The sequence below is a fragment of the Defluviimonas aquaemixtae genome, assembly GCF_900302475.1.
In the GTDB taxonomy this organism is placed as follows: Bacteria; Pseudomonadota; Alphaproteobacteria; order Rhodobacterales; family Rhodobacteraceae; genus Albidovulum; species Albidovulum aquaemixtae.
This window is the reverse complement of the sequence record NZ_OMOQ01000006.1, coordinates 51,110-71,249: the sequence shown is the minus strand read 5'-3', so window position 1 is coordinate 71,249 and position 20,140 is coordinate 51,110. Positions and strand designations below refer to the sequence as shown.

Here is a 20,140-nt window from a genome sequence, read left to right as displayed (position 1 = left end):
CCTCCTGGATCGCGTCGATCAGAAGCTCCGGAATGCCGCAAAGGCCGAAGCCGCCCGCCGCGATGAACATGCCGTCGTGAAGCAGCCCGTCCAGGGCCTCCTTCGCGCTGCCGTAGACCTTCTTCATCGTCGCTCCCCGAAATTGCTCCGCGAGGATTTGTCGCGCGGGGGGCGGGCGAAGTCAATCGCTGCGGTGCGGCAAGGGGGGCTACTTGGCGGCGGCTTTCTTCGCCGCCTGCTTCGTCGTCTTCTTCGCCGCCTTCTTGCGGCCGCCGCCCTTTTTCGCGGCCTTCTCGGCGATGAGCGTCAGCGCCTCGTCGAAGGTCACGGCCTCGGGCGACATCTCCTTCGGCAGCGTGGCGTTCACCTTTGCCCATTTCACGTAGGGTCCGTAGCGGCCCGACATGACCTGAACCGGCCCGCCGTCGGGATGTTCGCCCAGTTCGCGAAGCGGCGTCGGTGCAGCGCGTCCGGTGCGCGTCGCCTTTTCGGCCAGCACTTCGACGGCGCGGTTCATGCCGACGGTGAAGACCTCGTCGACATCGGGCAGGTTCGCGTAGACGCGGCCGTGCTTCACGTAGGGCCCGTAACGGCCGATCCCGGCCTCCACCGGCTCGCCGTCATCGGGATGCGATCCGACCTCGCGCGGCAGGCTGAGGAGCATCAGCGCGCGATCCAGCTCAAGCTCGGCCGGCGACCAGCCCTTGGGCAGGCTCGCGCGCGGCGGCTTGGGGTTGTCCTCGTCAGCCTCGCCGCGCTGGACATAGGGGCCGAACCGGCCCGCCCGGATATAGATAGGCAGGCCGTTCTCGTCGTGGCCGAGCAGCCGGTCGCCGGTGTCGCCGGCCTCGCCGTTCGGGCCCGAAAGCGGCCTTGTGAAACGGCAGTTCGGATAGTTCGAGCAGCCGATGAACGCACCGCCCGACCGCGCGGTCTTGAGGTTCAGTCGTCCCTCTCCGCAGGTTGGGCAGAGGCGCGGGTCGGACCCGTCCTCGCGCGGCGGATAGAGATGGGGGGCGAGAAAGTCGTCGATCTTTTCCAGCACCTCGCCGATCCTGAGATCCGACGTCTCCGCGATCGCGGCGGTAAAGTCGCGCCAGAACCGGGCCAGCACATCCTTGTAGTCGCGGCTGCCGGCGGAGATGTCGTCAAGCTCCTCCTCCAGGTCGGCGGTGAAGTCGTACTCGACGTAGCGGCGGAAGAAGTTCGTCAGAAACGCGGTAACGAGCCGGCCCTTGTCCTCGGGAACGAGGCGGCCCTTTTCCTTGCGCACGTATTCGCGGTCCTGGATCGTGGTGACGATCGAGGCGTAGGTCGAGGGACGCCCGATGCCGAGCTCTTCCATGCGTTTGACCAAGGTCGCCTCGGTGTATCGCGGCGGCGGCTGGGTGAAATGCTGCTCGGGCGAGATTTTGCGTTTCTCGGTGCGTTCGCCCTCCGTGATCTGCGGCAGGCGGGCGCTGTCGTCGCCATCCTCGTCGTCGCGGCCTTCGTCATAGACCTTGAGGAAGCCGTCGAACATCACGACCTGGCCGGTCGCGCGCAGCCCGACCTCGCCGTCCGCGCTGGCGATGTCCACCGTGGTGCGTTCGAGCCGGGCCGCCGCCATCTGGCTCGCGATGGTACGCTTCCAGATCAGGTCGTAGAGCTTCTTCTGCTCGCCTTCGACGCGGATCTTGTCGGGTGAGAGGCTCATGTCGGTCGGCCGGATGCATTCATGCGCTTCCTGCGCGTTCTTGGCCTTGTTCTTATACATCCGCGGGCTGTCGGGGACGTATTCTGCGCCGAAGCGGCGCTTGATCTCGTCGCGCGCGGCCATCACGGCTTCGGGTGCCATGTCGATGCCGTCGGTCCGCATATAGGTGATGTGGCCCGCCTCGTAGAGCCGCTGGGCGGTTGACATCGCGGCCTTCGCTCCCATGCCGAATTTGCGGGACGCCTCCTGTTGCAGCGTCGAGGTCATGAAGGGCGCGTAGGGATTGCGGTTCGCGGGCTTTGCTTCGACCGATTTCACCATCAGGTCGCGCGAGGTGATCGCCTGGACGGCCATTTCAGCGGCGGTTTCGTTGGCGAGGTCGAACTTCTCGAGCTTCTTGCCGCCAAGCACGGTGAGACGCGCCTCGAACTCCTGCCCGCGCGGGGTGGCGAGCGTGGCGGTGACGGTCCAGTATTCGCGCGCCTTGAAGGCCTCGATCTCAAGCTCGCGCTCGACGATGAGGCGCAGGCAGACGGACTGGACGCGACCCGCGGATTTCGCGCCGGGCAGCTTGCGCCAGAGCACGGGCGAGAGGTTGAAGCCGACGAGATAGTCGAGCGCCCGGCGGGCGAGATACGCCTCGACGAGCGCGGTATCGACGTCGCGCGGATGGGCCATCGCATCCGAGACGGCGTTCTTGGTGATCGCGTTGAACGTGACTCGGCGGACTTCCTTGCCTTTCTTCAGGCTCGAGGCCAGTGCCTCCTTCAGGTGCCAAGAGATCGCCTCGCCCTCGCGGTCGGGGTCGGTGGCGAGGATGAGCGTGTCGTCGGTTTTCAGTGCCTCGGCGATCGCCCTGACATGCTTCTTGCTGTCCGACGCCACTTCCCATTTCATGTCGAATTCGTTGTCGGGATCGACGGAGCCGTCTTTGGGCGGCAGGTCGCGGACATGGCCGTAAGAGGCGAGCACCGTGTAGTCCTGGCCGAGATACTTGTTGATTGTCTTGGCCTTGGCGGGGGACTCTACGACGACGACGGCCATGACTTCCTCTTGAAAACGGCTTTTCTGCTCTGGGCGCGTTACATGGGCGGCAAGCGGAGCGAATGTCAATGACCGTGCGCAGCCACTGTCGGGTGTCGCCTGTAGGTTGAGAACGCAAAGCGTGATACATTGTCTGCCGCCGCCCGCATATCATGCCGCGCACCTATTTCGGGGCGCGGGAGGGCGGCGACGCATTTTAGCGAAGGAGGTTTTGCCATGTGTCTATCCGCTCCGTCCTGCTGTTCCCATTCAGGTCCGTTCGTGCCCGTGCCCTTCCACTGCATCGTGCCGCCGCACATGCTTGAAGTGCTCACCATGCGGGGCGATGCCAAGACGGCGAAGGCCGCGCGCGAGCAGATCGCCATCGCCGCGCGTGCCCGAGAGGAGCGCAGCCAGCAGTCGAACCTGCGCATGTTGCCCGCCGGCGCCGAGACGGCGGCGGCTTTCGTGACGCCGGCCGCCATCGCCGCCGCACCCGTGCGCAATCTCGACCGCGCGGTTCATGACGGCAAGCAGAAGGCGGCCCTGCCCGGCACGCTGGTGCGATCGGAAGGTGACGGCCCGTCGGGCGACGACGATGTCGACATGGCCTATGACAGCGCCAAGCAGGTCTACGATCTCTACTTCGCAGAGTTCGGGCGCGATTCGATCGACGGGATGGGCATGAAGCTGATCCAGACGGTGCATCATCGCCGGAAGTTCAACAACGCGTTCTGGGACGGCACGCAGATGGCGTATGGCGATGGCGACGGGAAGATCTTTTCCACCTTCCTCGAACTGTCGGTCATCGGCCACGAGATGAGCCACGGGGTCGTGCAGTTCTCCGGAGGGCTCGTCTACGAGGGTCAGTCCGGTGCGCTCAACGAGAGCTTCGCCGACGTCTTCGGCGCGATCGTCAAGCAGCACGCGACGGGCGAAAGCGTGGATCATTCCGACTGGCTGATAGGCAAGGCGATCCTGGGACCCGACATCAACGGCTCGGCGCTGCGCTCGATGAAGGCGCCGGGCACGGCCTATTCGGACGCCGTTCTTGGCCAGGACCCGCAGCCCTACCACATGGACTTCTACGTCAACACCACCTCAGACAACGGCGGTGTTCACATCAACTCTGGAATTCCCAACCACGCCTTCTATCTTTATTGCCAGTACATGGGCGGAAACGCCTGGGAGAAACCGGGGCAGATCTGGTACCACGCGCTGCAGCGGCTGAACAATCCGAACGCGGTCTTCCATGACTGGGCGACTCAGACGATGGAAAGCGCGATGGAGCTATACGGGATCGGATCAATGGACGCCAAGCTGCTCAGGCGGGCCTGGAAGCTCGTGGGCATCGAGGTCTGAGGATGGGCGGCGGCGTGGAAGGGGCGTGTCTGGCGATGATGTTGACAATTGCGACGAGTGGGGGGATCGGCGGTTTCGGTCTCGGCAAGGAACGGTCTGTCGCGGTGGGCAACCTGCCCACGCCGCTGCGCCAGGAAGTCTGTGACCAGTTCACCGAAGAGCGGCTCGCCAAGCTCGCCGCGACCAGCGCGCAGCGCGGCGCGGACCGGCTGACCTACGTGATCGGGCTCGACATGGAAGATGGCAAGCCGGTCGAGTACCGGCTCGACGAAGCGGCGATGCCGCCGGAAATGCTCGACCTCATCGACACGATGCTCCACACGGGCGAGTGATTGCCGCAGTTCGCGGCGCGGATGTCCGGCGCAGGTCGCGCATGACAGACCCGCGCGCGCGAAGGGGGGAGGCAAGCCCCGAAACGTAGAGGCGCGGCAGGGATTGCGCGCCTGATCAAGTGGCATTGCCTGAAAACGTCTCAGTCGACCCGTGACAAGAGGCCGCCGGGCTGGCGCTGGACGCGGCCGTCAAGCTCCAATGCGATCAGTTCCTCTGCCACGCTCGCTGCGGGCAGCGCGAGGTCGCGAATTAGCTGGTCCTCTGCCACCGGGCTCGGTCCGAGACGGTCGAGAATCCGGTCGTGAAGGGCGGCACTTTCTTGTCGGGGCGGATTGGGCGGCGCGACCGGGGCACCGGCAGAGGCGGTGCGAGCGGGCGCCGGTGCGCCTTCGACCGCCGAGGCGGCGCGCGGCGTCGAGCGGCCGCCGTCACCGCCGCCGGGCATCTCCGAGAGCGCGGCCAGCACGTCGTCGGCCCCGCGCACGAGGGTCGCGCCATCGCGGATCAGCATGTTGCAGCCCGCCGCGCGCCCGTCGAACGGATGGCCCGGCACGGCCAATACCTCGCGCCCCTGCTCGAGCGCGATGCGCGCCGTGATCAGGCTGCCGGAGCGGTGCGCAGCCTCGACCACGACAACGGCGCGCGACAGGCCCGCGACGATTCGGTTGCGCATCGGGAAATGGCGCGCGAGCGGGTCGAGCCCGATCGGCTGTTCCGAAAGCATCAGCCCCTTGGCTGCGACCTCGCCGGCCAGACCCGTATTCTCCGCCGGATAGACGACGTCCACGCCGCCCGCCATCACCGCTACCGTGCCGGTGGGCAGCGCGGCGGCGTGGGCGGCGGCATCGACGCCGCGTGCGAGCCCCGAGACGACGGTGACGCCGGCCGCGCCGAGCCCCTCGGCGAGCTTGCGCGCCATGCGCGTGCCGAGGGAGGAGGCGCTGCGGGCACCGACAAGCGCGACCATCGGGCGGGCGAGCAGGCCGGTATCGCCGCGCACCCAGAGGACCGGCGGGGCGTCGGAAATGTCGGCGAGTGCATGTGGATAGGCGGGCTCGCCCCGGCAAAGAAGCCTTGCCCCTGCGGACTTCCCCGCCTTGTGTTCGGAAAGTGCCACGCCTTCGGGGCACGCCTTGTAGGCCTCGACCCCGGCAGCCTTCGCGATTTCGGGCAATGCGAGAAGCGCCGCCTCAGCGGAGCCATGTTCCTCGATCAGTCGCCAGAAGGTTGCTACGCCGACGCGGTGGGAGCGAATGAGGCGGAGCCACGACAGTCTGTCGTCTTCCGTGGTGGGTGGGGTGAAGGGGGTGGGGTAAGAGAACAAACCTTGTATCCCTCGTGCCTTCGCCTCATTCGCAAGCTGAAGATGCAGCCACAAGGTTAATCAATGGTTACGATTCGCGGCGATTTTGGCGCCCCGCGAAAAAAGCCACATGCGTTCAGAGACCACCCGCCAACCGGCCCGCCGCGCACGTTAGACCGGCAGCGCATTCCGTGGTATCGACCGGCAGGCGGTGCGCCTCAGAGAAGTTCCGGAGGTTCATGGGACAGAACGATGTGAGGGCAGGGCGGCCGGTGCGGCTGGAGCTGAACGCCCAACGCGTGACGGCGGCGATGGACTTCTACGGGGCGCTCTTTGGCTGGACTTGCACGCCTTTGCATGTTGCGCCATGGGGTTCGATACCGCTTATCGCGAACGGTGATCGCGTCTTTGGCAACCAGTTCATGGCAATGGGCGCATTCGCCGTCGCGAAATGGATGATCTGGTTCTCGGGCGATCTGGAGCTTGCCGAGCAGGCCATCAAGCGCGGCGGCGGCGAGACCGGAAGGGGCATTTATTCCCTCGGAGAGCTCGGGCAGCTCCTTGATGCGCGCGATCCGGCCGGCAATGCGTTTTCCTTGATCCGCCTTCGGACGCACCCGCCCGAGCACGATTCGCCGGGCGATCCGTGCCTTGCCGAATTCTGGGGGCCGAATGTCTCGGATCTCGCCGGTTTTTACGCCGACGTGTTCGGCTTTCAATCCGCATCGACGGCGCGCGGCGCGAAGCTGTCGGACGGCGAAGACCCCCGGCTGTTTTTTCGAGACACGGAGTTCGACATGCCCAGGCCGTGCTGGATTCCGTATTTCCGCTCAACGAGCGTCGGAGGCGATTGCGAGAGGGCACGGCGCGCGGGCGCGATCGTTCAGGTTCACAAGGAAAACGTGGAGGATATCGGCGAACTCGTCGTGCTCGCGGACCCCGCGGGAGCGTTCTTTGGGCTCGTGGACCCCGTCCGCGCCTCGGCATCCGGCTGATCCCGCCAACCGCAAGGCGTCGCCACGGCAGTTTGCGCTTCGCTAGGCCGCCGAGCCGCCCACCGTGAGACCGCCGATGAGAAGCGTCGGCTGGCCGACACCCACCGGCACCCATTGCCCGGCCTTGCCGCAATTGCCGATGCCTGGGTCGAGCTTCATGTCGTTGCCGATCGCGCGGATGTTCTTGAGCGCCGTCGCGCCGTCGCCGATCAGCGTCGCGCCCTTGACCGGGTCGCCGATCTTGCCGTCCTTCACGCGGTAAGCTTCGGTGCAGGAAAACACGAACTTGCCGTTCGTGATGTCCACCTGCCCGCCGCCGAAGCCCACGGCGTAGATGCCGTCCTTCACGTCGGCCACCACATCCTCCGCCCGCGCTTCGCCGTCGAGCATGTAGGTATTCGTCATCCGAGGCATCGGGATATGCGCGAAACTCTCGCGCCGCCCGTTGCCTGTGGGCGTCACGCCCATCAGCCGGGCGTTCTGCCGGTCCTGCATGTACCCCACGAGGACGCCGTCCTCGATCAGCACGTTCTTGCCCGAAGGCGTGCCTTCGTCATCGACGGTGAGCGAGCCGCGCCGGTCGGGGATGGTGCCGTCGTCGAGCACGGTCACGCCCTTCGCCGCGACCTGCTGCCCCATGAGACCGGCGAAGGCCGATGTCTTCTTGCGGTTGAAGTCGCCCTCGAGCCCGTGGCCGACGGCTTCGTGCAGCAGGATTCCCGGCCAGCCGGCGCCGAGCGCCACATCCATCACGCCGGCCGGCGCGGCAACGGAGCGGAGGTTGACGAGCGCGATCCGCAGCGCCTCGCGGATCGCGGCCTGCCAGTTTTCCGGCGCGATGAGCGGGCCGAGCCCGTACCGCCCGCCGCTGCCGTGACTGCCGGTTTCGCGCCGGCCAGCCTCCTCGACGATGACGGAGACATTGAGCCGGGCCATCGGGCGGATGTCCGACACGAGCCCGCCCTCGGGGCGCAGGATGACGACCTCTTGCAGCGAGGCCGCGATCGAGGCCGTGACCTGCACCACGCGGGGATCAAGGGCTCGGGCAAAGGCGTCGATCTCGCGGAGCGTCTCGACCTTGGGGGCGAAGGCCGCGTCGGCCATCGGGTCCATGTCGCCGTAGAGGTGGCGGTTGGTGCGTGTGGGCGGCGGGGCCATGACGCCGCCTCCATCTCCCACCGCGAGGCGCGCGGTCTCAGCGGCGCGCTTTAGTGCGGATTCGGAGATTTCGGTCGAGTGGGCATAACCCGCGACCTCGCCGTTCACCGCGCGCAGGCCGAATCCTTCCGATGCGTCGTAGCTCGCGTTGCGCAGGCGGCCGTCGTCATAGACGAGCGCCTCCGAGCGGCGGCGTTCGAGAAACAGTTCGCCATCTTCTGCGCCGGCGGTCGCCTCGCGCAGAATCGCAAGCGCGCGCGCCTCGTCCAGATGAGACTCAAACGGTGAAAATCGCGGCTCTGTCATCGTCGTCGCCTCTGCAGTCCTTGATTCTGGTCAAGAAGCGGCCGTTTGCCGCAATGGTTTCGCTTGTCGCACTCACTCTAATATGATTTTAGAGTGCGCGGATACAACCGGCCCGCCGCCAAAGCGGCACCGGTCTGGAACCGGCTGTATCAGCCGCGACAGGAACGGGAAAACGACATGCGTCTTGCGACCAAGCTTTCCGGCCTCTGGGCCGCCTTTACCGCCACCATCGCCGCCGGCGCGGCCCGCGCCCAGGACGGCATCACCGGGCTTGAAATCGTGGGTCGGCCCGTAGCCGACGGCACCGGCTTCCAGCCTGCGGTGACGGAACTGGCACGCGACCAGCAGTGGCTGGATGACATGCTGCTCTACCTCTGCATCGGGGTAGCAGGCTTTGTTGTGGTGCTTCTGTTGATCGTGATCCTGCGCTACAACAGCCGCGTCAACCCGACGCCGGCGAAATTCACGCACAACACGCCGATCGAGATTCTCTGGACGCTGATCCCCGTCCTGATCCTTGTTGTGCTCGGCTCGTTCTCGCTGCCGGTTCTCTTCAAGCAGCAGGAGATCCCGGAAGGCGACGTGGTGATCAAGGCGATCGGGAACCAGTGGTACTGGTCCTACGAGTATCCCGACGAGGAAATCGCATTTGACAGCTTCCTGCTGGGTCGTGACGGACTGGAAGCGGCCGGCTACAGCCAGGATGAATTTCTTCTGGCCACCGACACAGCGGTCGTGGTTCCGGTCGACAAGACCGTGGTCGTTCAGGTCACCGCGAACGACGTGATCCATGCCTGGACCATCCCTGCCTTCGCCGTGAAGCAGGATGCCGTGCCGGGCCGGATCGCGGAGCTGTGGTTCAAGGCCGAGCGCGAGGGCATCTATTTCGGACAGTGTTCGGAGCTTTGCGGCAAGGATCACGCCTATATGCCGATCACCGTGAAGGTCGTCAGCCAGGAAGTCTATGACGATTGGGTGCAACGCACCAAAACGGCAGGCCTGGGTAACTCGGCGCCGGTTCAGGTGGCGCAGGCCGACTGACAATGGGCTGGGGCGCGCCGGCCGCGTGCGCCCCGTCCCAGCGGGGGAGAGCGATGAGCGATATCAGCGCTATTGACCACGGCCAGGAGGCGAGCTTCGGCGACTACGTGCAGCTTCTGAAGCCGCGCGTCATGTCGCTTGTCGTCTTTACCGCCATGGTCGGGCTGATCGTCGCGCCGGTCGCCGTCCATCCCTTCGTTGCGTTCACTGCGATCCTCTTCATCGCACTCGGCGGCGGTGCCTCGGGGGCGCTGAACATGTGGTACGACGCCGATATCGACAGGGTGATGCGGCGCACCCAGGGGCGCCCGATTCCGGCCGGCCGGGTGAGCGAGGGTGAGGCGCTCGGCCTTGGACTTGCGTTGTCGGGTCTCTCCTGCCTGATGCTGGGACTCGCGACCAACTGGTTCGCCGGCGCGTTCCTGGCCTTCACCATCTTCTTCTACGTTGTCGTCTACACGATTTGGTTGAAGCGCCTGACGCCGCAGAACATCGTCATCGGTGGTGCGGCCGGGGCCTTCCCGCCGATGATCGGCTGGGCCGCCGCGACGGGCGGCGTGTCTGTCGAGTCGCTTCTCATGTTCGCGCTCATCTTCACGTGGACCCCGCCGCACTTCTGGGCGCTCGCGCTCTTCATGAAGGACGACTATTCCAAGGCCGGTGTGCCGATGCTCACGGTGACGCATGGCAGGGCCGTGACGCGCAGGCACATCCTCGTTTACACGGTCCTGCTGGCGCCCTTCGCGATCGCGCTTTCGTTGTCCTCGATTGGCGGGCCTGTGACGCTGGCCGCGGCGCTGGTGCTGAACGCGCTATTCATCCGGGGCGCCATCCGAGTCGCGCGGCGCGATGAGGCTGTGGCGGAGGCCGACGGCTATAAGGCCGAGAAGGCGCTTTTCCGCTTCTCGCTCGGCTACCTGTTCCTGCATTTCGGCGCGCTTCTCGTCGAGACGAGCCTCGCACCCCTCGGGCTCGGAGGATGGTGATGGCGCTCAACCGCGATCACGAGATCCACGGCCGCCGCTGGGGCCGCAACCTTGGACTGGGGCTGGTCCTTGGCGCCTTTGTCGCGCTGATCTTCGGCCTGACCGTAGTCAAGATCTCCCATCTCGAAGAGGGCAAGCTGCCAGCCTCGGAGGCGTCGAGATGAAGCGGCTCGAGGGCAACAGCCGGACTGCTGCAATGCTCGTGGGCGTCGTCGTCACGATGGGGGGGCTCGCTTGGGCTGCGGTGCCGTTCTACGACTGGTTCTGCCGGGTCACGGGCTATGGAGGCACGACGAATGTCGCCGCTTCAGGCGCGTCCGAGATCCTCGACGAGATCGTGACGGTCCGCTTTGACGCCAACACCGCTTCGGGCATGCCGTGGGAGTTCCGCCCCGTCCAGCGCGAGATGAAGCTGAAGATTGGCGAGACGGGGATGGCCTTCTACGAGGCTTACAACCCGACCGACAGGCCGGTCGCGGGAACCGCCAGCTACAACGTCGCGCCGGACATTGCGGGCTACTACTTCAGCAAGATCCAGTGCTTCTGCTTCACCGAGCAGGTGCTGCAGCCCGGCGAGCGGATCGAGATGCCGGTCGTCTTCTACGTCGATCCCGATCTGGTGGACGACCGCGACGCGGGGCGTATCCGGAATATCACGCTCAGCTACACATTCTACCAAACCGAGCTGCCCGAGGCGCAAGCGAACCTTTCGCCCGGCCAGAGCGCCGACTATAACTAAGGCCAAATCAGGGAAACCGACATGGCGCACGCGAAGAACCACGACTACCACATTCTCAAGCCCTCGCTTTGGCCGTTCCTTGGCGCGATCGGCGGCTTCATCATGCTGTTCGGGGCAGTCCTGTGGATGAAGGGCATCACGCCCTTCATGTTCCTCATCGGCCTCGCGCTGGTGCTTTACGTCATGTACGGCTGGTGGGCGGACGTGATCCACGAGGGCAATACCGGCGACCACACCCCGGTCGTACGGATCAGCCTGCGCTACGGCTTCATCCTGTTCATCATGTCCGAGGTGATGTTCTTCTCGGCCTGGTTCTGGACCTTCTTCAAGCACGCGCTCTACCCGATGGGCCCGGAAAGCCCCGCGGTGGACGGCGTCTGGCCGCCGGCGGGGATCGAGACCTTCGACCCGTGGCACCTGCCGCTGATCAACACACTGATCCTGCTCTGCTCAGGAGCGGCCGCGACCTGGGCGCACCACGCGATCGCGCACGAGAACAACCGCAAGGACATGATAAACGGGCTTGCGCTCGCCGTGTTCCTCGGCGTCTGCTTCACAGCACTTCAGGCCTACGAATACAGCCATGCGGCTTTCGGCTTCGCGGGCAACATCTACGGTGCGTCGTTCTTCATGGCGACGGGCTTCCACGGCGCGCATGTCGTCATCGGGACGATCTTCCTCCTGGTCTGCATGTTCCGGGCGATGAAAGGTGACTTCACGCCCGAGCAGCATGTCGGCTTCGAGGCGGCCGCGTGGTATTGGCACTTTGTCGACGTGGTTTGGCTTTTCCTCTTCGCGGCGATCTACATCTGGGGAAGCGCCTGACCGGCGTCCCCGGCGGAAACGGGAAACGCGGGGGGCATGCTCCCCGCGTTTTGTTTTGAGGTTTATGCATGCGCCGCTATCTTCCCGCGCTCGTTATCGGCGCCGCCGGTATCGCCGTCCTCATGGCGCTCGGGTTCTGGCAGGCGCGGAGGCTCGCCTGGAAAGAGGGCGTGATCGCCGCCATCGAGGCGCAAATCGCGGCCGACCCTGTTCCGCTTTCCAGCATCGCGACGCCAATGCGCGAGTCCGATCTCTATCGTCCGGTAACGGTGGCGGGCCGCACGACTGGAGAGGAGCTTCTGGTCCTGTCGGGCAAGAAGGGCCAAGGCGCGGGCTATGAGGTCATCGCGGTCTTCGAGACAGCGGAAGGCGCACGCATCCTGATCGACCGCGGCTTCATCCCGGAGACGGCACGGTCCGATCCCCGCCCGCCGGTCGCTCTGTCGGTGACCGGCAACCTCCACTGGCCGGAAGAGACCGACAGCTTCACTCCGCCCCCCGACGCGCGAACAGGGCTCTGGTTCGCCCGCGACGTGGCGGCGATGTCCGAATCCCTCGGCACGCTGCCAGTCCTTGTCGTGGCCCGCCAAATCGAGGGCGACGCGCAGGGCATCGTACCGGTACCTGTCGGCACGTCTGCCATCCCGAACGACCACCGCGAATATGCGATCACCTGGTTTTCGCTGGCGGCGGTCTGGGCGGGGATGACAGGGTTTCTACTCTGGCGTATCAGGCAGCGGACGAACTGAGGAACAATATGCGCTACGTTTCAACGAGGGGCGGGGCCCCGGTTTTGAGCTTCGGCGAGGCGATGCTGACCGGGCTGGCCCGCGACGGCGGGCTCTACGTGCCCGAGGCGATCCCGGCGCTCTCGGCGGACGAGATCGCAGCGCTCGGGGGCTTGGACTACGAGGAGGCGGCGTTCCGCGTGATGCGCCCCTTCGTGGGGGACACGTTCACGGATGCCGAGTTTCGCCAGGCGATCGACGCCGCCTATGCCGGATTCGGCCACGCGGCGCGCGCGCCGCTCGTGCAGCTCGCGCCAAACCACTTCCTTCTGGAGTTGTTCCACGGCCCGACACTCGCGTTCAAGGACTTCGCGATGCAGCTCATAGGGCAGCTTTTCCAGATCGCGCTCGCGCGCGAGGGGCGGCGGGTCACCATAGTCGGCGCGACCTCGGGCGATACCGGATCGGCGGCCATCGAGGCGTTCAGGGGCCTCGATAATGTCGATGTCTTCATCCTCTTTCCCGAGGGACGTGTCTCGGATGTCCAGCGCCGGCAGATGACGACGCCGGACGAGGGCAACGTCCACGCCCTCGCGCTTGCGGGTGATTTCGACGATTGCCAGGCGCGGCTCAAGGACATGTTCAACCATTTCGAGTTCCGCGACGAGGTGGGGCTTGCCGGTGTGAACTCCATCAACTGGGCACGGGTTCTGGCGCAGGTGGTCTACTATTTCACCGCGGCAGTCTCGCTCGGTGCGCCAGACCGCAAAGTCAGCTTTACCGTGCCGACCGGGAATTTCGGTGACATCTTCGCTGGCTACATCGCGAAGCGCATGGGGCTGCCCACCGAGAAGCTGGTGATCGCCACCAACCAGAACGATATTCTGCATCGCTGCCTGACGACGGGGCGGTACGAAACGAGTCGCGTGAAACCGTCGATCTCGCCTTCGATGGACATCCAGGTGTCGTCTAACTTCGAACGCGCGCTCTTCGACGCCTATGGCCGCGACGGCCGCGCCGTCGCGCAACTCATGGCGGAGATGCGCGACGCGGGCGGGTTCACTGTTTCGCAGGGCGCGCTGGAGACCCTGCGCGACCTCTACATTTCGGGCCGCGTGTCCGAGGATCAGACGCTTGCCACCATCGCGCGCCTGCACGAGACGACGGGGGAGCTGCTCTGCCCCCACACCGCTGTCGGCGTCGCCGTCGCCGAGGCCAACCGAGACCCGTCGGTGCCGATGATCACGCTCGCGACCGCGCATCCCGCCAAGTTCCCGGACGCCGTCGAAAAGGCGGCGGGTCTGCGCCCCGGCCTGCCCGAACGCATGGCCGACCTTTTCTCGCGCCCCGAACGTGTTACATCTGTGCCGAACGACCTCGCCCGGCTGGAGGCGGTGGTCCAGGAAAGGCGAAGGCGTTGACGACGAGGCTTACGACACTACCGAACGGTCTGAGGATCGTGACAGAGCACATGCCCGGCCTCGCCTCGGCGGCCATCGGCATCTGGCTGACGACCGGAGGACGTCACGAGCGCATCGATCAGAACGGGATTGCGCATTTCCTCGAACACATGGCGTTCAAAGGGACGAAACGGCGCACGGCGGCGCAGATCGCCGAAGAGATCGAGGACGTCGGCGGCTACATCAACGCCTATACCTCGCGCGAGATGACCGCCTACTACGCCCGCGTGCTGGAGGCGGATGTGCCGCTTGCGCTCGACGTCATCTCGGACATCGTGCTCAACCCCGTTTTCGACTCCAAGGAGATCGAGACCGAGCGCCACGTCATTCTGCAGGAGATCGGGCAGGCGCTCGATACGCCGGACGACATCATCTTCGACTGGCTGCAGGAAGCAGCCTTCCCCGATCAGGCGCTCGGGCGCACGATCCTCGGACCGGCAGAGCGTGTGGCGGGGTTCGGCCGCGCCGATCTAACCAGCTTCGTCGCCGAGCACTATGGGCCGAACCAGATGATCCTTTCGGCGGCCGGGGCGGTCGATCACGACGCCATCGTGCGCGAGGCAGAGACCGTCTTCGGCGCCCATCGGCGCGTCGAGCGGGGCAAGATGCAGCCGGCGCGCTGGCGGGGTGGCGAGCGGCGCGAGGAGAAGAAGTTGGAGCAGGTCCATTTCGCGATGGGCTTCGAGGCGCCGGGCGTGCGCGACACCGACTTCTACACCGCACAGGTCTATGCGACGGCGCTCGGCGGCGGCATGTCTTCGCGCCTGTTCCAGAAGCTGCGTGAGGATCGGGGGCTGTGCTATTCGGTCTACGCCCAGGCCGGCGCCTACGAGGATGCCGGGATGATCACGGTCTATGCCGGCACGTCGGCCGAAGAGATTGCCGAGCTTTCCAACCTGACGATGGACGAGTTGAAACGCGCGGCGGAAGACATGAGCGAGGCTGAGGTCGCGCGGGCGCGGGCGCAAATGAAGGCGGGGCTCCTCATCGGACTGGAGAGCCCGTCGAGCCGGGCCGAGCGCATGGCGCGTCACCTTTCCCTCTGGGGCCGGGTGCCGAGCGTCGAGGAGACCACGGGAGAGATAGAGGCGGTGAACCTCGCAGGCGTTCGCGCCTTCGCCGAGCGGCTCGCAACCGGCGCGACGACCGCGCTTGCGCTTTACGGCCCGGTGGACCGCGCGCCCGCCCTCGGTGTGCTGCGCGAGAGGCTCGCTGCCTGATGCTCTTGCGCCGCCGCCGGGTCAGCATCGAGACCGAGCGGATGACTCTGCGCCTTCCGGCGCATGGCGATTTTCGCGACTGGGCGGGCCTGCGCGACGAAAGCCGGATTTTCCTCGAACCCTGGGAGCCGGTGTGGTCGCCCGACCATCTGACGCGCAAGTCGTTCACGAATAGGGTCTACTGGGCGCAGCGCGCCCACGGTCAGGGCACCGCGCTACCCCTCTTCCTCGTCCGGCGCGCGGACGAGGCGCTCTTGGGGGCGGTGACGGTCGACCACATCCGGCGCGGCCCCGCACAGGCGGCGACGGTGGGCTACTGGATCGGCGCCTCGCACGCCCGGAAGGGCTACATGGCCGAGGCTCTGCGCGCCGTCATCCACCATTGCTTCAGCGCGCTCGATCTGTCGCGGCTCGAAAGCGCCTGCTTGCCGGAGAACGCGGCCTCGCGCGGTTTGCTGGAGAAATGCGGCTACAAGTATGAAGGCGTGGCGCAGAGCTATCTCCAGATCAACGGCCGCTGGCGCAACCATGTGCTTTACGCGAACCTTCGCAGCGACCGGCGCGGCAAGACCGGGGCGGGCTGAGGCGATCTTCGGGCGAGTTCAGGTTCCAAACGCCTCGGTGTAACACCGACGCAGTATCGTGCTGCGGCGGGCGAAGATGGACTTCGGGACCGCGGCACCCGGGAGTTCCCAGACCCCGAAGTCGGGGTCGAGGCAGTGGCTGCCGAGCCGGGTCATGCCGATATCGCGGCAGATCTGGGCCCCGCCGGGCGAGACCGAAACGGTCCCGATGCCGTGCAGCAAGACCTCACGATTGGCCAGACCTTCGAGAAAGCGCACGAAGGAGGAAAGCAGCAGCGTCCCGGCCGCCTCGTGTCCGGGGCGCACAACCACCGCCGGGCTGTAGCCGTAATAGGTGCCGGGGAGAATGGGGCGGCGGATTCGGTCGACCGACAGTTCCGCCTCGATCAGGCGGCCGGCCCGGAACAACGCCTCGTCCTCGAAATCGAGAAAGGGCAAGGCCCATTTCGCGACCATGCGGCCATCGCGCATCACCGCCGCCCAGTGATCACGATAGGTCTCGTAGATCGGCAGGAAGACCTTTTCATTGGGCGCAAGTTCCTCGGGCAGCACACCAAACTCCTCGTTTGCCAGGACGATTGAGGCACGCGCTGCCCGGTGCCACGACCCGCCGTAGACTTCGCCGACCAAGGTATCGTCGAGCAGGCGGTAGGCGCCCTTGCGGGGTTCTTGGCGCCGGGCGTCCCAGTCCTCGCGGCAGGCCAGGATTTCTTCGCGGCTCCAGCCGAGCTCGTCGGCGAGCCGGTGCTCGAGGTCGCCGCGGATGAAGGAGGCGGAGCGTTCGTACTTTCCGACGGCATCGACGCTGACGCCGAGCCGTTCGGCCAGCATCTCCTGCGTGATGCGCCCGTGAATCCCCGCGCCTGCGCGCCAGGCACGCAGCTTGCGGGCGAAGAGGGAGGCGCTTTCAGCCATGATACCCCCAGCTTTGCAGCCGGTGTCGATCCCCAGAATGGCCTCCGCATGTGCGGTTTGCCAAGGGGCTTGCGGGTGACTTACGGGTGTTTCCGGGTGGTGCGGGTCACGTCGGTGGAGGGATACGGGCTGGTCGGGCAGGCTTGAATCTGCTTCATACGACCAGGAGAATTCCCATGACCCGCCGCATTTCCCCGTTCGCGACCGACTTTCTGTTGCCGGCGGCCCTTGGCGGCGGCGAGGCCCGCGCCTACCGGCCCGCACCCGATGACCCGCCGCCCGAGCGCAGGACGCGCCGCGCCAAATGGTTCGTCGCGCTCCGGAATCGGTCGCGCGTGGCCTGATCGCGCTGCCTGGGGCGCCGCTCGGCCGCGCAAGATCTGCCCCGCCGCCTGCGGGGCGCTGGCCGAACTGGCGCGGGCGATACCCGAAGCGTGAGCCGTGTTCGGACCGGGCAGGGGGTGACTTGCGCCGCCGCCGCGCTATCATCGCGGGCAGGGGGTGCCGATGCTCCGTCGTCTGTCTTGTCTCGTAATTGTCGCCGCCGTGGCCGCGCTGCCGGCCACGGCCCAGACCCGTCGTCCGAGCCACTGCATCGCCATCGCCGACGCGGCGCCCGGGATCGAGATGGTCTGGCAAGCGAAGTGGGGCGATCCGCTGGCGGAGGAGACCGTCAGGCTCTCCTATGTCGGGCATTCGACCTATTTCATCGAGACGCCGGGCGGGCTTACAGTCGCGACCGACTACACCGGCATCCTCGGCCCGGCCGACGTCGTGCCGACCGTCGTGACCATGAATCACGCCCATTCGTCGCACTGGACGTCGCTGCCCGACGAGCGGATCCCGCATGTCCTTCAGGGCTGGGACTACACGGGCGAACCGGCCGATCACTACCTCGACCTGGGCGAGATGCTCGTCCGCAACGTGCCGACCGACATCCGGGGGTCCGTCGGCACGGTGGAGCCCAACGGCAACTCGATCTTCGTCTTCGAGGTCGCCGGGCTCTGCATCGGCCATCTCGGCCACCTGCATCACGAGCCGACGGAGGCGCAGTATGCGGCCCTTGGCCGGCTCGACGTGGTGATGGCGCCAGTCGACGGCGGCATGACGCTGGACCTGCCGACGATGATCAAAGTGCTGAAGCGGTTGCGTTCGTCGGTGGTGCTGCCGATGCACTGGTTCAGTTCCACCGGACTCGCCTTCTTCCTGGCGGGCATGGAGGACGAGTTCCTGATCGATGTCCGCGACGACACCTCGCTAGAGATCGCGCTGCGAACGCTGCCGTCGCAGCCGACGGTCGTGGTGCTCCCGCCGCGGCCGCTCGAGTGAACGGCCTTGCCGCGCCGCCCAAGGCATGCTTCACCGGACCCATGCTGAACCCTGCCGATGCGGCTCTTGCCAAGCGCCTGTCCGAGTGCCTGCCCGATGGCACCCTCGGAAGGGCCGAACCGCGCTATCTCGAGGAGCCGCGCGACCTCGCCGTCACGCCGTCGGCGCTTCTCGCGCGGCCCCGAACGACCGACGAGGTCGCGCGCATCGTCCGGGTCTGTGCCGAGGCGCGGGTCGGGATCGTGCCCTGGGGCGGCGGGACGGGGCTGGTGCTCGGCCAAGTCGTGCCGGAGGGTCCCGCTCCGCTGATCCTCTCGCTGGAGCGGATGTGCGCCTTGCGCGGCATCTGGCCGGACGAAAGCGTGATGCTCGTCGAGGCCGGCATGACGCTCGCCGAGGCGCAGGCGGCGGCCGAGAAGTCGGGACGGCTCTTTCCGCTGTCGCTCGCGTCGGAAGGGACCGCGCGGATCGGCGGCAACCTCGCGACAAATGCCGGGGGAACGGCGGTCCTGCGCTACGGCAACGCCCGCGACCTTTGCCTTGGAGTGGAGGCGGTGCTGCCGGACGGGTCCGTCCATCACGGGCTGAAGCGGCTGAGGAAGGACAATACGGGCTACGATCTGAGGCATTTGCTGGTGGGGTCCGAAGGGACCTTGGGCATCATCACCGCCGCCACGCTCAGGCTGTATCCGCGGCCCGCCGGTATCGGCACAGCGGCCTTTGCGGTCGCCGACCCGTCGGCGTCACTGAACCTTCTCGCCCGCGCACAGGAGCGGACAGCGGGCGGCGTCACGAGTTTCGAGCTGATGTCGCGCCAGGGTCTCTTCTTCCTCGACGAGGTCCTGCCCGATCTGCGCCAGCCCTTCGCGAAGCGCCCGGACTGGATGGTGCTCGCCGAGCTTGGCCTGCCTGCCGGGCTCGATCCCGAGACCGTTCTGGCCGAGCTTTACGAAGCGGCGGCGGAGGATGGGCTCGTGAGCGACGGCGTGATCGCGTCGAGCAGTGCGCAGGCGCGCGCGCTGTGGAAACTGCGCGAGGCGCTGCCCGAAGCCAACCGCAGGATCGGCGCCATCGCCTCGCATGATATCTCGCTGCCGCTTTCTGAGATCGCGGCTTTCGTGGACCGTGCCGGGGCGGCGATCGGTGCCCTGGGCGATCTGCGCATCAACTGCTTCGGCCATCTGGGCGACGGCAACCTGCACTACAACGTGTTCCCGCCGAAAGGCGGGCGCGCGGCCGACCACCGGCATCTGGCGGACGCGATCCGACAAGCGGTGCACGACCTCGCACACGAATTCGGCGGCTCGATCAGTGCCGAGCACGGAATCGGCCGCCTGAAGCGCGACGACCTCGAACGTTACGGAGACCCCGCGAAACTGTCCGCGATGCGGGCGATCAAGGCCGCGCTCGACCCCTTGGGCATCATGAATCCGGGGGCGGTGCTGCGCTCCTGAGCGAGAAGCGGCGGCCTAAAATGTTTTCATACTTGCCAATGCTTTGGCGGTTTCTCCGCCACAGTCCGTCTAACTCCCTACCAAACAGAAGGAGCTAGACAATGTCCAAGATCACACTGCACGGTTTCGCGCCGTCGACCTACACCCGCACCGCGCGCATGGGCGCGATAGAGTCCGGGATCGACCATGACCTCGTCCCGCTGGCCTATGGGGAACCTGCGCACCTCGCGCTTCATCCTTTCGGGAAGATGCCGATTCTGACCAACGGGTCGGCCACGGTCTACGAGACGCTTGCGATCCTCGACTACCTCGATCACTTGAACGGATCGCCGCGGCTCTTCGGCGATAGTGGCGCTGAGCGCGCCCAGATCATGGCCGCAGTGTCCGCGGCGATCGACTATGCCTACAGGGCCGTCGTCAAGATCGACGCCGAGGACGAGCCGAACGCGGCGCAGTCCGCCGAGGCGGCCAAGGTCTTCGACTGGCTCGAATACAGCCTGAGCGAAACACGCCATGTCGCCAGCGAGACGCTCTCGGCAGCCGATCTGTTCTTCGCGCCGATGCTGGCCTACCATCAAAGCAAATGGGGCGCGGAGCGTATACGCAACGGACGTCCGCGCCTGGCGGCTTGGATGGACGCCATCGCGCGGCGGCCGTCCTTCGCCCAGACCGGAGGATAGGGG

At 66.3% G+C, this 20,140-nt stretch carries 21 protein-coding genes; 16 read left to right on the top strand and 5 right to left on the bottom strand.

What is annotated here, in order from left to right; translation table 11 throughout:
• Window positions 1–127, bottom strand: a 127-nt coding sequence (locus DEA8626_RS19805; protein WP_281261510.1) for a CoA-transferase, incomplete at its 3' end; no start/stop codon positions are given.
• A gap of 81 nt (window positions 128–208) precedes the next feature.
• Entirely contained in the window at window positions 209–2,740 is a 2,532-nt protein-coding gene (topA, locus tag DEA8626_RS19800) for a type I DNA topoisomerase (RefSeq protein ID WP_108854974.1), read from the bottom strand.
• Window positions 2,741–2,956: 216 nt separating this feature from the next.
• On the opposite strand from topA, the gene DEA8626_RS19795 reads away from it, so the two are divergent.
• Both DEA8626_RS19795 and DEA8626_RS19790 read left to right on the top strand, forming a co-directional pair.
• Complete coding sequence (locus tag DEA8626_RS19795) at window positions 2,957–4,081, top strand: M4 family metallopeptidase (RefSeq protein WP_108854973.1); 1,125 nt, start codon at window positions 2,957–2,959, stop codon at window positions 4,079–4,081.
• A gap of 35 nt (window positions 4,082–4,116) precedes the next feature.
• Window positions 4,117–4,413, top strand: a complete 297-nt coding sequence (locus DEA8626_RS19790; protein WP_146188909.1) for a protealysin inhibitor emfourin — start codon at window positions 4,117–4,119, stop codon at window positions 4,411–4,413.
• Between the two features lie 140 nt (window positions 4,414–4,553).
• On the opposite strand, the gene dprA is transcribed toward DEA8626_RS19790, so the two are convergent.
• Window positions 4,554–5,738, bottom strand: coding sequence for a DNA-processing protein DprA (dprA, locus tag DEA8626_RS19785; RefSeq protein ID WP_245890944.1), 1,185 nt, complete (start codon window positions 5,736–5,738; stop codon window positions 4,554–4,556).
• A gap of 218 nt (window positions 5,739–5,956) precedes the next feature.
• On the opposite strand from dprA, the gene DEA8626_RS19780 reads away from it, so the two are divergent.
• Window positions 5,957–6,712, top strand: coding sequence for a VOC family protein (locus DEA8626_RS19780; protein WP_108854971.1), 756 nt, complete (start codon window positions 5,957–5,959; stop codon window positions 6,710–6,712).
• A 42-nt stretch (window positions 6,713–6,754) separates the two neighbouring features.
• On the opposite strand, the gene tldD is transcribed toward DEA8626_RS19780, so the two are convergent.
• Window positions 6,755–8,176 carry a metalloprotease TldD gene (tldD, locus tag DEA8626_RS19775; RefSeq protein ID WP_108854970.1) on the bottom strand — a complete coding sequence of 474 codons (1,422 nt, stop codon included), beginning with the start codon at window positions 8,174–8,176 and terminating at the stop codon, window positions 6,755–6,757.
• Window positions 8,177–8,353: 177 nt separating this feature from the next.
• On the opposite strand from tldD, the gene coxB reads away from it, so the two are divergent.
• The 9 genes from coxB (at window position 8,354) to DEA8626_RS19735 (ending at window position 15,759) form a co-directional block, all read left to right on the top strand.
• Window positions 8,354–9,217, top strand: a complete 864-nt coding sequence (gene coxB / locus DEA8626_RS19770) for a cytochrome c oxidase subunit II (RefSeq protein WP_108854969.1) — start codon at window positions 8,354–8,356, stop codon at window positions 9,215–9,217.
• Window positions 9,218–9,270: 53 nt separating this feature from the next.
• Window positions 9,271–10,203, top strand: a complete 933-nt coding sequence (cyoE, locus tag DEA8626_RS19765) for a heme o synthase (protein ID WP_108854968.1) — start codon at window positions 9,271–9,273, stop codon at window positions 10,201–10,203.
• Window positions 10,203–10,367 (top strand): cytochrome c oxidase system small membrane protein, encoded by a 165-nt coding sequence (locus DEA8626_RS21195; protein ID WP_181366551.1) that lies wholly within the window; start codon window positions 10,203–10,205, stop codon window positions 10,365–10,367. Before cyoE ends, DEA8626_RS21195 begins: the two co-directional genes overlap by 1 nt.
• Complete coding sequence (locus DEA8626_RS19760) at window positions 10,364–10,942, top strand: cytochrome c oxidase assembly protein (protein ID WP_108854967.1); 579 nt, start codon at window positions 10,364–10,366, stop codon at window positions 10,940–10,942. Before DEA8626_RS21195 ends, DEA8626_RS19760 begins: the two co-directional genes overlap by 4 nt.
• 21 nt (window positions 10,943–10,963) lie before the next feature.
• Complete coding sequence (locus tag DEA8626_RS19755; RefSeq protein WP_108854966.1) at window positions 10,964–11,767, top strand: cytochrome c oxidase subunit 3; 804 nt, start codon at window positions 10,964–10,966, stop codon at window positions 11,765–11,767.
• Between the two features lie 68 nt (window positions 11,768–11,835).
• Window positions 11,836–12,516 (top strand): SURF1 family protein, encoded by a 681-nt coding sequence (locus DEA8626_RS19750; RefSeq protein WP_108854965.1) that lies wholly within the window; start codon window positions 11,836–11,838, stop codon window positions 12,514–12,516.
• 8 nt (window positions 12,517–12,524) lie between these two features.
• Complete coding sequence (thrC, locus tag DEA8626_RS19745) at window positions 12,525–13,916, top strand: threonine synthase (RefSeq protein WP_108854964.1); 1,392 nt, start codon at window positions 12,525–12,527, stop codon at window positions 13,914–13,916.
• Window positions 13,913–15,175 (top strand): M16 family metallopeptidase, encoded by a 1,263-nt coding sequence (locus DEA8626_RS19740; protein WP_108854963.1) that lies wholly within the window; start codon window positions 13,913–13,915, stop codon window positions 15,173–15,175. The genes thrC and DEA8626_RS19740 overlap by 4 nt, the downstream gene beginning before the upstream one ends.
• Complete coding sequence (locus DEA8626_RS19735) at window positions 15,175–15,759, top strand: GNAT family N-acetyltransferase (RefSeq protein WP_108854962.1); 585 nt, start codon at window positions 15,175–15,177, stop codon at window positions 15,757–15,759. The genes DEA8626_RS19740 and DEA8626_RS19735 overlap by 1 nt, the downstream gene beginning before the upstream one ends.
• A gap of 18 nt (window positions 15,760–15,777) precedes the next feature.
• Here the strand turns inward: DEA8626_RS19735 and DEA8626_RS19730 are convergent, their stop codons facing one another.
• On the bottom strand, window positions 15,778–16,674 hold the full coding sequence (locus tag DEA8626_RS19730) for a helix-turn-helix domain-containing protein (protein WP_108854961.1): 897 nt from the start codon (window positions 16,672–16,674) through the stop codon (window positions 15,778–15,780).
• Between the two features lie 176 nt (window positions 16,675–16,850).
• Between DEA8626_RS19730 and DEA8626_RS21190 the strand changes: the two genes are divergently transcribed.
• The 4 genes from DEA8626_RS21190 (at window position 16,851) to DEA8626_RS19715 (ending at window position 20,137) form a co-directional block, all read left to right on the top strand.
• Window positions 16,851–17,018, top strand: coding sequence for a hypothetical protein (locus DEA8626_RS21190; RefSeq protein WP_181366550.1), 168 nt, complete (start codon window positions 16,851–16,853; stop codon window positions 17,016–17,018).
• 163 nt (window positions 17,019–17,181) lie between these two features.
• A complete protein-coding gene (locus tag DEA8626_RS19725) occupies window positions 17,182–18,003 on the top strand; it encodes an MBL fold metallo-hydrolase (RefSeq protein ID WP_108854960.1) in 822 nt (273 codons plus the stop codon).
• 41 nt (window positions 18,004–18,044) lie between these two features.
• Window positions 18,045–19,457 (top strand): FAD-binding oxidoreductase, encoded by a 1,413-nt coding sequence (locus DEA8626_RS19720; RefSeq protein WP_108854982.1) that lies wholly within the window; start codon window positions 18,045–18,047, stop codon window positions 19,455–19,457.
• Window positions 19,458–19,558: 101 nt separating this feature from the next.
• Window positions 19,559–20,137: a glutathione S-transferase family protein gene (locus tag DEA8626_RS19715; protein ID WP_108854959.1), complete on the top strand. Its 579-nt coding sequence runs from the start codon at window positions 19,559–19,561 to the stop codon at window positions 20,135–20,137.
• Window positions 20,138–20,140: the final 3 nt, after the last annotated feature.